General features: G+C 69.3%; 14 protein-coding genes and 1 other RNA gene. 7 read left to right on the forward strand and 8 right to left on the reverse strand.

Translation table 11 applies throughout. The features are described from left to right. Window positions 1-3 precede the first annotated feature (3 nt). Together ACLIVD_RS24730 and ACLIVD_RS24735 are read right to left on the reverse strand one after the other, a co-directional pair. Window positions 4-1,404, reverse strand: a complete 1,401-nt coding sequence (locus tag ACLIVD_RS24730) for an RNB domain-containing ribonuclease (protein ID WP_283352591.1) — start codon at window positions 1,402-1,404, stop codon at window positions 4-6. 30 nt (window positions 1,405-1,434) lie between these two features. Then, window positions 1,435-1,620 (reverse strand): hypothetical protein, encoded by a 186-nt coding sequence (locus tag ACLIVD_RS24735; protein ID WP_009473817.1) that lies wholly within the window; start codon window positions 1,618-1,620, stop codon window positions 1,435-1,437. Between the two features lie 404 nt (window positions 1,621-2,024). Here ACLIVD_RS24735 and ACLIVD_RS24740 point away from each other — a divergent pair, with 404 nt between their 5' ends. From ACLIVD_RS24740 to ACLIVD_RS24750, 3 genes are read left to right on the forward strand one after another with little or no spacing between them, the layout of a single operon-like run. Further along, window positions 2,025-2,471, forward strand: a complete 447-nt coding sequence (locus ACLIVD_RS24740) for an FAS1-like dehydratase domain-containing protein (RefSeq protein ID WP_280784832.1) — start codon at window positions 2,025-2,027, stop codon at window positions 2,469-2,471. Then, window positions 2,468-2,887 (forward strand): MaoC/PaaZ C-terminal domain-containing protein, encoded by a 420-nt coding sequence (locus tag ACLIVD_RS24745; protein WP_280784833.1) that lies wholly within the window; start codon window positions 2,468-2,470, stop codon window positions 2,885-2,887. The genes ACLIVD_RS24740 and ACLIVD_RS24745 overlap by 4 nt, the downstream gene beginning before the upstream one ends. 22 nt (window positions 2,888-2,909) lie before the next feature. After that, complete coding sequence (locus ACLIVD_RS24750) at window positions 2,910-3,533, forward strand: LysE family translocator (RefSeq protein ID WP_283352592.1); 624 nt, start codon at window positions 2,910-2,912, stop codon at window positions 3,531-3,533. Between the two features lie 8 nt (window positions 3,534-3,541). Here ACLIVD_RS24750 and ACLIVD_RS24755 read toward each other — a convergent pair whose 3' ends face one another. Both ACLIVD_RS24755 and rnpB read right to left on the reverse strand, forming a co-directional pair. Next, complete coding sequence (locus ACLIVD_RS24755; protein ID WP_280784835.1) at window positions 3,542-4,345, reverse strand: alpha/beta fold hydrolase; 804 nt, start codon at window positions 4,343-4,345, stop codon at window positions 3,542-3,544. 196 nt (window positions 4,346-4,541) lie between these two features. Continuing rightward, window positions 4,542-4,980: RNase P RNA component class A (gene rnpB / locus ACLIVD_RS24760), an RNA gene on the reverse strand. 36 nt (window positions 4,981-5,016) lie between these two features. Here rnpB and ACLIVD_RS24765 point away from each other — a divergent pair. Continuing rightward, on the forward strand, window positions 5,017-5,568 hold the full coding sequence (locus tag ACLIVD_RS24765) for a DUF1697 domain-containing protein (RefSeq protein ID WP_477953672.1): 552 nt from the start codon (window positions 5,017-5,019) through the stop codon (window positions 5,566-5,568). Between the two features lie 7 nt (window positions 5,569-5,575). After that, window positions 5,576-6,826, forward strand: a complete 1,251-nt coding sequence (locus tag ACLIVD_RS24770) for an SLC13 family permease (RefSeq protein ID WP_283352593.1) — start codon at window positions 5,576-5,578, stop codon at window positions 6,824-6,826. A 7-nt stretch (window positions 6,827-6,833) separates the two neighbouring features. Here the strand turns inward: ACLIVD_RS24770 and ACLIVD_RS24775 are convergent, their stop codons facing one another. From ACLIVD_RS24775 to cobC, 4 genes are all read right to left on the reverse strand, one after another. Beyond that, complete coding sequence (locus ACLIVD_RS24775) at window positions 6,834-7,940, reverse strand: bifunctional RNase H/acid phosphatase (protein WP_317567659.1); 1,107 nt, start codon at window positions 7,938-7,940, stop codon at window positions 6,834-6,836. Next, complete coding sequence (locus ACLIVD_RS24780; RefSeq protein ID WP_283352595.1) at window positions 7,937-8,674, reverse strand: zinc ribbon domain-containing protein; 738 nt, start codon at window positions 8,672-8,674, stop codon at window positions 7,937-7,939. Before ACLIVD_RS24780 ends, ACLIVD_RS24775 begins: the two co-directional genes overlap by 4 nt. 98 nt (window positions 8,675-8,772) lie before the next feature. Then, window positions 8,773-9,912, reverse strand: a complete 1,140-nt coding sequence (locus tag ACLIVD_RS24785) for a Nif3-like dinuclear metal center hexameric protein (RefSeq protein ID WP_280784840.1) — start codon at window positions 9,910-9,912, stop codon at window positions 8,773-8,775. After that, on the reverse strand, window positions 9,909-10,943 hold the full coding sequence (gene cobC, locus ACLIVD_RS24790) for an Rv2231c family histidinol phosphate aminotransferase CobC (protein ID WP_411194559.1): 1,035 nt from the start codon (window positions 10,941-10,943) through the stop codon (window positions 9,909-9,911). The genes ACLIVD_RS24785 and cobC overlap by 4 nt, the downstream gene beginning before the upstream one ends. A 29-nt stretch (window positions 10,944-10,972) precedes the next feature. Here cobC and ACLIVD_RS24795 point away from each other — a divergent pair, with 29 nt between their 5' ends. Both ACLIVD_RS24795 and ACLIVD_RS24800 read left to right on the forward strand, forming a co-directional pair. Then, window positions 10,973-11,674 (forward strand): HAD-IA family hydrolase, encoded by a 702-nt coding sequence (locus ACLIVD_RS24795; protein WP_283352597.1) that lies wholly within the window; start codon window positions 10,973-10,975, stop codon window positions 11,672-11,674. Continuing rightward, on the forward strand, window positions 11,661-12,134 hold the full coding sequence (locus tag ACLIVD_RS24800; RefSeq protein ID WP_283336588.1) for a low molecular weight protein-tyrosine-phosphatase: 474 nt from the start codon (window positions 11,661-11,663) through the stop codon (window positions 12,132-12,134). Before ACLIVD_RS24795 ends, ACLIVD_RS24800 begins: the two co-directional genes overlap by 14 nt. The last annotated feature ends 39 nt before the right edge of the window (window positions 12,135-12,173 follow it).

Raw genomic sequence — 12,173 nt, forward strand, 5'->3', positions numbered from 1 at the left:
CCGCTATGCGGGGTAACCGAACTCGACGGTCCGCTTCGCGACGTCGGCGGACACGAGCCTGATCTTCACCTGTTCGCCCTCGGCCGGGTCGCCCACGCATTTCGCCATCACGGACACGGACGGGACGAACACGTCCGCGGTGCGCTTGCCGTTCCGTGACCGCAGCACGGTCGCGTCGAACGTCTCCCCCACCCGGTCGGCGAGCACGGTCGCTTCGGTGAGGTCGATGCAGGCACGGTCGATCTTGCTCGCGAGGGAATCCGAGCCGACCATGATCTCGGGCATCGAGCCCAGCGCTTCCCGCGCCCAGGACGGCACCGGCATTCCGGCGGTGACGGCGAGGCACACCTCCGTGGAATACCGGTCCGAGAGCCGGCGCAGCGGCGCGGTCACGTGGGCGTACGGGGCACCGATGGCAGCGTGCGTGGTCAATTCGGGCAGGGCGCCGTCGAACGCCGCGTAATCCGCCCCCCGCAGCAGTGACGGCGCCTCGGTCATCAGCACCAGCGTCGACGCCGAATTCGGGTCGAGCCGCGCCAGGAGTTCCCCGACACCGACGCTCTCCGGCCAGTCGATCCCCAACGCCGACGCCGTGCGTCGCAGCGCCTCGACCGCGTCCGGCCCGGCGGGCGGCAGCGTGCGGAGCAACCCGACCTTCGCGTCGAGCATCATGGCCGCGGCGCACATTCCGGTGAGGAGCGAAACCTCGGCGTTCCAGTCGTCCGCCTCGGTGCGAGGCGCGAGGTCGACGCGCCAGCCGTCCCCGTCCGGCACCACTTCCTGCTCGGGGAGACGGAGTTCGATCGCGCCGCGCGCCACCGCCGCCGCGGTGCGGAGCCGGCCGAACTCCGGCAGCGACGCGATCGACGGATGCAGTCGCCCCGCCTCCGCATCGGCCTGCACACCGGCGTAGTCCAGCCGCGCCACGGAACGGACCGTGGCACGGGACACCGTGCAGGACACCGGTTCGGCCGATTCGTCCAGTTCGATCCGCCACACCACCGCCGGGCGATCCTCGTCCGGGAGGAGACTCGCGGATCCTTCGGAGAGTTCCTGCGGGTGCAACGGAACCTTGCCGTCGGGAAGGTAGAACGTCTGCCCGCGTTTGCGGGTCTCCACGTCGAGCACCCCACCGGGCTCCACGACGGCGCCGACGTCCGCGATCGCGTAGTGCAGGACGAATCCGTCGGGTGTCCGCTCCAGATGCAGCGCCTGATCGAGATCCAGGGAATCGGGCGGATCGATGGTGACGAACGCGAGATCGGTGCGGTCCTCCCGCTCGGACGCGTACCGGTCGGACGCCGCCCGCGCCTGCGCGACCGCCGCTGGCGGATACCCCTCCGGCAGGTGGAATTCGGTGCGCACGGTGCCGAAATCGATTCCGCGCGCAAGGAAACGACTCATCGGCACCTCACGCACACCCTTTCCGCAACGCTAGTTGTTCCACTCCTCGTCTGCCCTGTCCGCCGCCTTGTTCCGCTCGGCGGCGATCTGCAGCGCCTTCTCGGCGGACGCGCGATCGGGGTACGGCCCCATCCGGGACATCGACGATGCCGCCTTCCCCTGCGTGACCGTGCCGTCGTCGACGTTGTAGTACCAGAGATGATCTTCGTCAGTCATTCCCTCAGTGTGGCACCGGTGGGACGTGTGGGGTTGTGGATCACGCTCAGACTGTTACCCTCGGAGACCTGTCCGGTGATACGGTCCCCGGCGCCGGTCAGTGCGGTGCCGATGGCTCGCCTTCCCGGCGCAGTGCCCGAACAGAGAATGGAGCGAGCATGTCAACGATCATTTTTGATCAGCTACTTCCCTACCTCGGTGCCGAAGGCGCCACCTATTGGGCCCAACTGCTGATGGTCGATCCCGTCTGACGGCTATCGATCAGTCGATACCTCGAAGCCCCCGCCCGGACACGTCCGGCGGGGGCTTCGCCGTGAAGGGGCAGGCACGCCCGCGACACATTCGTGACGTTTCTCCGAACGCTTCGCCCTGCCCAGGGGACTGCACGTCTCTAGGCTGACCTGATGGCAGTGAATCCAGCGATCGAGGGTCGTGTCTACCCACCGACCGAGCCCTACCTCGTCGGCCGCGAGAAGATCAGGGAATTCGCCCGCGCCGTCTTCGCCACCAACCCGACGTCGTTCGACGTCGACAGTGCCCGCGCCGCCGGTCACACCGATCTCGTTGCCCCGCCCACGTTTCCCGTCATCGTGCAGGAACGTGCACTGGCGCAACTCGTCGCGGATCCGACGTCGGGAATCGAGCCGGTCAACCTGGTGCACAGCACCGAACACGCCACGTCCGTCCGCCCTGTCATCGCGGGCGACGAACTCTCCGCGGTACTCACCGTCACGAACGTGACGTCGCGCGGTCCGCACACGCTGCTCGTCGCCGACATCGAGATCCTCGACGCCACAGGCGATCACGTGAGCACCATGACGTCGACCCTGTTCGTCAGGGGGGAGGAATGACGTCCCCGGGGCGAATCATGCTCGGCGACACCGTCGCCAAATCCCGATACCACGTGACCCGCGAATCCCTGGTCCGCTATGCCGGGGCGTCCGGTGACTTCAACTCCATTCACTACCGGGACGACGTCGCGGACGCCGTGGGACTGCCGGGTGTGCTGGCGCACGGCATGCTGACGCTGGGACTGGCGACGCAGTGCGTCGTCGACTGGCTCGGCGACCCGGCACGCATCACCGGATACCGCGCCCGCTTCACCAAGCCGGTGATCGTCGCCCCGGACGAGGGTGCGGTCGTCGAGGTCGTCGCGAAGGCCGCGCAGGTCGACGAGGCCGCGGGCACCGCGCGGATCGACCTGACGGTGACGTTCGACGGACACGCGGTGCTCGGCAAGTCGCAGGTGTGGATTTCACTGCGCTGAGCGCGCCCGACATACTGACCCCATGATCGGTGTCGTGGTGACCGCGTTCGCAGTGCTCGGGCTCCTGACCGTCATTCCCGGCCCGGACATGGCGGTGGTGACGCGCGCCGGACTGTCCGGTGGACGGGGCGCCGCGCTGCGGGCGACATTCGGTGTGGTCGCCGGATTGATGGTGTGGGGCGCGCTGACCGTCGTCGGGCTCGGAGCGGTGCTCGCCGCCTCCGCGGAGGCGTACACCGTCGTGAAGATCGTCGGCGGGATGTACCTGGTGTATCTGGGACTCTCCACCCTCTGGCGCAGCCGGTCGCGACAACGCACCGCCGCGGCCGAACCGGCACCCGTTCCGTCGCCGGGATCGAATTGGCGGGCCGGGTTCCTGACGAACCTCCTGAACCCCAAGATCGCGGTGTTCTACACCGGCCTGCTCCCGCAACTCGTTCCGCCCGGGTGGCCGACCGCCCCGACCCTGGCGTTGCTCGTGCTGGTTCACGGGCTCCTCGGGATCGCCTGGCTCGGCGCGTACAGCCTCCTGCTGACCCGGGCGCGCACCACGCTGGAGAAGCCGTCGGTGCGACGGGTCCTGGATCGGATCACCGGAACGGTCCTGTTCGGTTTCGGCGCCGTCGTCGTCGCCGAGGCGCGGTAGGGCCGAGGTCAGTTCCGGGAGTCGCCGGCATTCGCCGAACTGCCGCCGAGCAGAATCGTGCCGATCAGATTCGGGTCGTCGGTCATCGGGACGTGCCCGATGCCGGGCAGGACCAGTATCCGCGCCTGCGGGAAGAATCGGCGCACGCGTCGTGCCTGATACACCGGCAGAATCAGGTCGCGCCGCCCCCATGCCACGGTGACGGGAACCGTCGCGTCGACGACCGGCGGGAGATCGAACTTGGCTGTCATCCCCTTGTCGACCAGTGCGTTCGTGGTGAGCGAGTGCGTGTCGATCACGGCGTCCTCGTACGGTACCCGGCTGGGCCGGGCAAAGAAGGCGGCGAGCGAGGGATAGCGGACAGCCTTGTATCGCAGAGCCTTCGGAGCGTTCGGACCCATCGCCCGGGCGAGTCCGCGCAGGGCACGGAACGTGTAGATGGTGCGTGCCTGGTCGGCGTGGTTGACGAAGAAGCCGGCCGGTGAGAGGGCCGTGGCCGAGGCTACCTCGCCCCGGGCCGCGAGAGCGAGGGACAGCCAGCCTCCGAGCGAGTTCCCCGCGACGTGCGGGCGTTCCCCGGCCGGCGTCACCGAGCGGACGAACCCGCTCAGTTCCTCGAGGAGTTGATCCATCATGTCCGGGCCGTCTTCGAGTGCGGCCGATTCTCCGTGCCCCGGAAGGTCGACGGTGACCACCCGGCGGTAGGGCGTCAACTGGTCCAGGAGGGCGTTCCAGGCCTGCCGGCGATGCACCACCCCGTGCACGAGTACCAGGGTGGGGCCGGAGCCGGCGATGTCGTGGGGCAAGTCCATGGACAGATGTTACCGCTATCACGAGTAACATCTATTGCCCCCGATAGTGGGGCCCCATCGCCCACGGTCGTGGGCGACGGGCCCCGACATCGACCCCGATTCGGGTCGGTCGGGCCGATGCGGGAAAGATGCTAACCGGTCTGTTTGTTACTCGCCAGTCGGGTTCCCGACCTCGCCGACCGGCGCACGAGTGAAGCGGACGAGTTGGCGTGTAAGCCGGATCCTGTCCCCGAGCGCCGAAGCGCCGGGTGGCGACCATCCATCTGGGCACACCGTCGCCGGGTACCTCGAGCGGTTCACCCGCAGGCTCGGGCGAGCAGCCCTCGAACACCTGCGCAGCCGCACCGGGATCCCGGAGGAAACGGTGCGGCCTTCAACCTTGCTCCGGGCGGGGTTTACCTAGCCACCCCGGTCACCCGGGGTGCTGGTGCGCTCTTACCGCACCGTTTCACCCTGACCGACGCCGCACCCCGGAGGATGTGGCGTCGGCGGTCTGTTTTCTGTGGCACTGTCCCGCGAGTCACCTCGGGTTGCCGTTAACAACCGCCCTGCTCTGTGGAGTCCGGACTTTCCTCGACTCAGGGCCTGTGCACTGAAGTGCTGGTTCCCTGTGCCGCGGTCGCCCGGCCAACTCGTCCGCCCGATCAGCCTACAGTCCGTGCGAACGTGTCATGCCGCCGCACTATGGTCTGTTCATGACCCGATACGCCGCCCTCCTGCGCGGTATCAACGTGGGCGGCATCAACATCAAGATGGCCGACCTCCGCAGCACCTTCGTCGATCTGGGATTCGAGAACGTGAAGACCGTTCTCGCGTCGGGCAACGTGCTCTTCGACTCCGACCGTGACGACGTCCCCGCACTGAAGAGTGAGATCGAAGCCGGGCTGCGTGCCGAATTCCACTACGAAGCCTGGGTTTTCGTCCTCGACCTCGACACGGTCCGGAAGATCGTCGACGACTACCCGTTCGACCCCGAGCGAGAGGGATGGCACCCGTACGTGCTGGTGACGCCCGAACGCGAGGTCCTGGACACACTTCTGAGCATCCAGGACGAGCTGGATCCGGAGGTCGAACGGGTGCAGGCCGGCGACGGCGTCCTGTACTGGGAAGTCGAACGGGGCATGACGCTCAAGAGCAGGTTCGGCAAGAGCACGGGCGCTCCCAAGCTCAAGGCGTTCACCACGACCCGGAATCTGCGCACCCTCCACAAGCTCCTGAAGTGACCCCTCGGTGACAGTTCTGGCGGTGGCGCTCGTCGCCGGAGTCCTCGTCTTCGCCGTCGTACGCCCACGCAGGCTGCCCGAGATCGTCGCGGCCGCACCGGCTGCGGTCGTCGTCCTGGCCACCGGCCTGGTGACGCCGTCGGAGGCCTGGGACGAAGTGTCGGAGATGGCCCCGACCGTCGGGTTCCTGGCGGCGATCCTCGTGCTTGCGCACCTCGCGGACGCCATGGGGGTGTTCACCTGGATCGCGGGCCGGTTGCGGCGCGGGGCGCGGGGGGATCCGAAGAGGTTGCTGACACTCGTGTTCGGAGCGGCGGCGTTGACCACCGCGGTGCTGAGTCTCGATGCCACGGTGGTCCTGCTGACACCGGCGGTGATCGCCACGGCCCGCTCCCTGCGAATGGATCCGCGCCCCCACTCGTACGCCACGGCTCACCTGTCGAACACCGCGTCGACCCTGCTGCCCGTGTCCAACCTGACGAACCTCATCGCGTTCTCGGCGACCGGGTTGACCTTCCTGCATTTCACGGCCGTGATGGCCCTGCCGTGGGCGGTGGCGATCGTCGTCGAACTGATCCTGTTCCGCGTGTTCTTCCGGCGTCACCTCGTCCGGCCCGAAGCCGAGCCGGAGCCGAAACGTGATCCGCAGGCGCCGGTCGCCGCACTGTCGATCATCGCGGCCACACTCCTGGGGTTCGCGGTGTCCGGCTTCGTCGGGGTCGCACCGGCGTGGGTGGCCGCGGCGGGGGCGATCGTGCTGGGCGTCGTCGCCCTGCGCGACGGCCGGACCAGCGTGAGACGGATCGTGTATTCGATCGATGTGTGGTTCTGCGCGTTCGTCCTGATCCTCGGCGTCGTCGTGGCCGGGGTGGCGAACGGTCCGATCGGCGAATGGATCGCCGGGCGGCTGCCGACCGACACGTCGTTCACGGCGCTGCTCACGATGGCCGTCGTCGCCGCGGTCGCGGCGAACCTGGTGAACAATCTGCCCGCCACGCTGCTCCTGCTGGCAGCGCTCGGACCGCACGCTCCGACGGGACTCGTGCTGGCGATGCTGCTCGGTGTGAACCTCGGCCCCAACCTCACCTACGTGGGGTCGCTCGCGATCATGCTGTGGCGGCGCGTGGCCGCGCGAGCCGGATCTCCCGCGGATCTCCGGACGTTCACGGTTCTCGCGCTGGTGACCACGCCGTTGACCCTGCTCGCCGCGGTCGTTGCCCTCTGGGCCTGTGAGTACTTGTTAACCGCGGGCGGTTAACAAGTACTCACAGGTGGGAGGTGTCGTTGACCAGGCGGACGGACGAGCCGCCGTCGGGATAGAACTCGGCGATGCTCAGCGACGCCAGATCCAGATGCAACCGGTACAGCAGCGAGGGTCCCGCGTCGAGCGCCAACTGCAACAGGGTCTTGATGGGGGTCACATGGGTGACCACGAGGATCGTGGAGCCGGCGTAGGAGGCGGTGAGGTCGTCGCGGACCTTCAGGATGCGCTCCCGCACCTCGTCGAAGCTCTCCCCCGCGGGCGGGCACACCGACGTGTCCGACAACCACTTGCGGTGCAGTTCGGGGTCGCGCTCGGCAGCTTCCCGGAACGTGAGGCCCTCCCACTCGCCGAAGTCGGTTTCGGTGAGGCCCTCGTGCACGGTGACCGGGAGTCCGAGCACCTTCGCCGCCGCCGTCGCGGTCTGCTGCGCGCGCCCCAGCGGGGACGACACCACGGCCGCGATTCCGTTGTTGCCCGCGAAGCGGGCGGCCGCGCCGTTCGCCTGGGCCTGACCGACCTCGGTGAGGGCCGGGTTCCCGCGACCCGAGTACCGCCGGTCGACGGACAGCGCGGTCTGCCCGTGCCGGAGCAGCAGCATCCGGGTCGGGGCGCCCGTCGTGTCCATCCAGCCCGGTGCCGCGGGGGTGGTCTTCTCCGACGGGACGGCAGCCGGTTCCGGTTCGCCGTCGGCATTGCCGGCGGCGGCGTCCATGGCTTCGTTGGCGAGGCGGTCGGCGTGCGCGTTCTCCGCCCGCGGAATCCAGGTGTACGTCACAGAATCGAATTTCCGGGCGAGTGTGGACGCCTGGCGCTGCAGCGGAATCATGTCCGGGTGCTTGACCTTCCAGCGCCCGGACATCTGCTCGACCACCAGTTTGGAGTCCATCCGCACGTCCACCTCGGATGCGCCGAGTTCGGCGGCGGCGTCGAGACCGGCGATCAGGCCCCGGTACTCGGCGACGTTGTTGGTGGCGATCCCGAGGCTTTCCTTGCGTTCCGCGAGAACGGTGCCGTTGGCGGCGTCGAACACCACGGCGCCGTAGCCGGCCGGCCCGGGATTGCCGCGCGAACCACCGTCTGCCTCGACGACGACCCGACCGGCACTCACAGACCCGACTCCTTGGTGCGCACCAGGATCGCGCCGCATTCGGAGCAGCGCACGACGACGTCGGGCGCCGAGGCGGTGATGCGGGAGATCTCGCCGCGGTCGAGTTCGATGCGGCACGCTCCGCAGCGCCGGGCCTGCAGCAGTGCCGCTCCGACACCGTTCTGGCTGCGCTGCTTCTCGTAGACGGCGATCAGGTCGGCGGGAAACTGGTCGGCCAGCGCCGTGCGGTCGCGGATGCAGCGCTGCTCGGCGGCGTCCAGATCCGCGACGGCGTCGTCCCGGCGGCGGCCGGCGTCGATGAGGTCTTCCTCGATCTGCGACAGCTGCGCACCGGCGTGGTCGTGGTCGGACTGCGACGCCTCGCGCCGTTCCATCACCTCGAGCAATTCGTCCTCGAGCAGTCCCTGACGGCGGACGAGGCTGCCGAGTTCGTGTTCGAGTTCGGTGAGCTGCTTCGATCCGACCGTTCCGCTCTGGAGCAGCGTGCGGTCGCGGTCCTCGCGCTGACGGACGGCGTCGACCTCACCTTCGAGCTTGCGGATGTCGCGGTCGAGATCGTCGAGGACGATTTCGACGGCCACTGCCGCGTCCTTACGGGTGACGCGCTCCGCCTCGAGCCGCTCGACTTCCTGGCGCTCCGGAAGCGCGGTGCGTCGGTGGGCGATCCTCGACAGCTCCGCATCGACGCCGGCGAGGTCGAGAAGCTTGGACTGCACCTGTGGTTCGACGTTCACGCGTGGTAACTCCTGCTGTCTTCTGTGAAGGGTTCTGGTGTGCAGATTGCTGGGTGTCAACCGTACCCCGGCGGATCACGGGTTTCGGCCGGACGGCGCTACGACGGCGACGCGCTGACCGACCACGGATCGGTCCGTACGGCCGACACCCGAACCTGCCATTCCGGTGTGCGGCCGAACGCGGTGTCGAGGACGCCCTTGGCCTGGTCACACCACGGCTGCTCGCTCGCCCAGTGCGCGACGTCGATCAGGGCCGGACCTCCGGCGCGCAGGTGCTCGTCCGCCGGGTGGTGTCGCAGATCGGCGGTGACGTAGGCGTCCACGCCGAGTCGGGAGACGGCGTCCAGGTACGAGTCGCCGGAGCCGCCGCACACCGCGACGGTGCGGATCGTGGCTTCGGGGTCGCCCGCGGCCCGTACACCCCACGTCGTGGCGGGCAGCGCGTCCGCCACCCGGTCGGTGAAGTCGCGCAGCGACAGCGGCTCGGCGAGCTCCCCGACCCGCCCGAGTCCGCGGGGTCCGGGGAACGTCGCCATCTCGAACACGTCGAACGCGACCTCCTCGTACGGGTGGGCGGCGCGCATCGCGGCGAGCACCTTCTGCCGGATGCCGCGCGGGGCGATCACCTCCACCCGGCTCTCCTCGACGCGTTCGAGCGCACCGACCGCGCCGAGGGTGGGGTTCGCGCCGTCGGTCGGGAGGAACTGGCCCTGCCCGGTGACGGACCAGCTGCAGTCGCGGTAGTTGCCGATGTGCCCGGCGCCCGCGTCGAACAGGGCGCGGCGCACCGTGTCGGCGTCGCCGGCCGGGACCAGGACCACCCACTTGTCCAGGTTCTCGGTGGGGTGTGGGTCGATCGGTCCGGTGACGGTGAGTCCGAGCGCCGCGGCCAGGGCGTCGGAGACGCCGGGGTCCGCGGAGTCGGCGTTGGTGTGCGCGGTGAACAGGGCGCATCCGGCCCTGATCAGCTTGTGGACGAGTGCGCCCTTCGGGGTGTGCGCGCCGACGGTGTCGACGCCGCGCAGCAGCAGCGGGTGGTGGACGAGGAGAAGGTCGGCGCCGGCGTCGATCGCCTCGTCGACGACGGCGGCGGTCGGATCGACCGCGATCGTCACCGTCGTCACCGTGTCGTCGGGGTCGCCGCATACGAGGCCGACGGAGTCCCACGATTCGGCGAGGGCGGGCGGGTACGCCGCGTCCAGGGTCGCGATCACGTCGGCGAGACGCACCGGGTTCACAGGATCTCCTTCATCGCGTCGATCAGGACATCGGTCTGCTCGCGGGGTCGCACCGCGACCCGGAGGAAATCGGGACCGAGTCCGGGGAACGTGTCGCACCGACGCACGGCGATGCCCCGCTCGCGTAGTTGCTTCCGCACGAGTTCGCCGTCCGGCAGTCGGAGCAGCAGGAACGGTGCGACGGCGGGCTGGTGCACCGCGACGCCGATCTCGTTCAACCGGCGGATCATGTCGTCCCGCCACGCACCCAGCACGACGGCGTGCTCCAGGGCGGCGGCGACGGCGTCCGGTTCGCTGCATGCGGCGATCGCCTCCACCTGCAGGCTTCCCAGTGGCCAGTGCGCCCGCCCCACCTGCAGACGTTCGAGGATCTCCGGGGAGCCGAGCGCGTATCCGCAGCGCAGCCCGGCCAGTGCCCACGTCTTGGTGAGGCTGCGCAGCACCAGCACGTCGGGCAGCGAACGACCGGCGAGCGACTCGACCTCGCCCGGCACCGCGTCGGCGAACGCCTCGTCGACCACGACGATCCGGCCGGGCCGGCGCAGCCGCAGGATCTCCTCCGCCGGGTGCAGCACCGAGGTGGGGTTGGTCGGGTTGCCGATCACCACCAGGTCGGCGGAGTCGGGGACCGCGGCGGCATCCAGGACGTACGGATCGTCGAGGAGAACCTGTGTGACGGGCACGTTCGCCTCCCGCAGCGCCCACTCCGGTTCCGTGAACGACGGGTGGATCAGTGCTGCCTCCCGGACCCCGAGCCGCGGGAGCAGGGAGAAGCCCTCGGCCCCACCCGAGAGGAGCAGCACCTCCTCGGGCGAGCGGCCGTGCCGGGCGGCGACGGCGGTCCGGGCGACGCGATCGGCCCCGACGGTGGGATAGGAGCCCAGGCGCGGCAACGTGTCCGCGAGGCGCAGTCGCAGCCATTCCGGGGGCCCTTCGCCCTGCACGTTCACTGCGAAATCGAGGAGACCGGGCCCCGCATCCACGTCTCCGTGGTGACGCAGGCTCTCCCGGGTACCGGCACGAATGTCCACAACCGTCGAGCCTAAGGGACAATGGTCCGGTGACATCTCTCTCCACCTCCCTGTCCTCCGCCCCTTCGGCCCTGTCGGCTCCGATCGTGCTGTTCGATCTCGACGGCACGCTCACCGACTCCGCGCCCGGCATTCACGCCGGGTTCCGTCATGCGCTCGCGACGGTCGGGCAGCCGGAACCGACCGACGAGATGATCGACGCCGTCATCGGCCCGCCGATGATCGACACGTTCCGGTCGATGGGGCTGGACGAAGACGTCGTGCAGCAGGCGATCGCGGCCTACTTCGAGCGCTACGACAGCGTGGGGTGGGCGGAGAATGCCGTCTTCGACGGCATCGAGAAGGTGCTGATCGACGCCCGCGACAGCGGCCGACGGCTCGCCGTCGCCACGTCGAAGTCCGAACGGTTCGCGATCCGCATCCTCGAACACTTCGAGCTGGCCCACTACTTCGAGTTCATCGGCGGTGCCAGCGACGACGGCAGTCGCCGCGCCAAGTCGGACGTGATCGCCCACTCCCTCCGGAACCTGGGAGTCGCCGCCACCGAGGGCGCCACCCCCGACGTCCTGATGGTCGGCGACCGTGACCACGACGTCCTCGGTGCCGCGCACTGGGGTATCCCCGCGGTGTTCGTCGAGTGGGGTTACGGTTTCCCGGCCGAGGCCGAGCGCGCGCACACGACGGCGGAGACCGTCACCCACCTCGGGAAGCTGCTCGATGCCGCAGCCTGACACCCCGCTGCACGTGACGTTCGTGTGCACCGGCAACATCTGCCGCTCCCCCATGGCTGAGAAGATCTTCGCCGAACACCTCCGCCGGGAAGCCCTCGACGACCGGGTGATGGTGAGCAGCGCCGGGACCCACGGCTGGCACGTCGGCCGCGAGGCCGACATCCGCACCAACGAGACCCTGAAGCTGAACGGGTACCCGACGGGCCACACGGCCGCGGAGGTCGGACCGTTCCATCTCGGCGCCGATCTGGTGGTCGCACTGGCGGCCAACCACGACCGTGAGCTTGCCCACATGGGGGTGCCCGACGAGCGCCGCCGGTTGCTGCGCAGTTTCGACCCGGATGCGGACACGTCGTCCGTCCCCGACCCGTTCTACGGCGACCTCGAGGACTTCGAGCGAGTCCGTCTGCAGATCGAGGCCGCGGTGCCCGGGCTGCTCGAGTGGGTGCGCAGCCGGTAACCCACGATCAGGGTCCCCACCTGCGAGCGGCTACCGTGG

This window comes from Rhodococcus sp. G6(2025) (genome assembly GCF_058628105.1).

Coding starts and splice junctions, on each gene's coding strand:
- ACLIVD_RS24750 (WP_283352592.1), top strand. CDS start 2,910: ATGATCGGTGTCGTGGTGACCGCGTTCGCAGTGCTCGGGCTCCTGACC.
- ACLIVD_RS24730 (WP_283352591.1), bottom strand. CDS start 1,404: ATGAGTCGTTTCCTTGCGCGCGGAATCGATTTCGGCACCGTGCGCACC.
- ACLIVD_RS24740 (WP_280784832.1), top strand. CDS start 2,025: ATGGCAGTGAATCCAGCGATCGAGGGTCGTGTCTACCCACCGACCGAG.
- ACLIVD_RS24745 (WP_280784833.1), top strand. CDS start 2,468: ATGACGTCCCCGGGGCGAATCATGCTCGGCGACACCGTCGCCAAATCC.
- ACLIVD_RS24735 (WP_009473817.1), bottom strand. CDS start 1,620: ATGACTGACGAAGATCATCTCTGGTACTACAACGTCGACGACGGCACG.
- ACLIVD_RS24765 (WP_477953672.1), top strand. CDS start 5,017: ATGCCGCCGCACTATGGTCTGTTCATGACCCGATACGCCGCCCTCCTG.
- ACLIVD_RS24800 (WP_283336588.1), top strand. CDS start 11,661: ATGCCGCAGCCTGACACCCCGCTGCACGTGACGTTCGTGTGCACCGGC.
- ACLIVD_RS24755 (WP_280784835.1), bottom strand. CDS start 4,345: ATGGACTTGCCCCACGACATCGCCGGCTCCGGCCCCACCCTGGTACTC.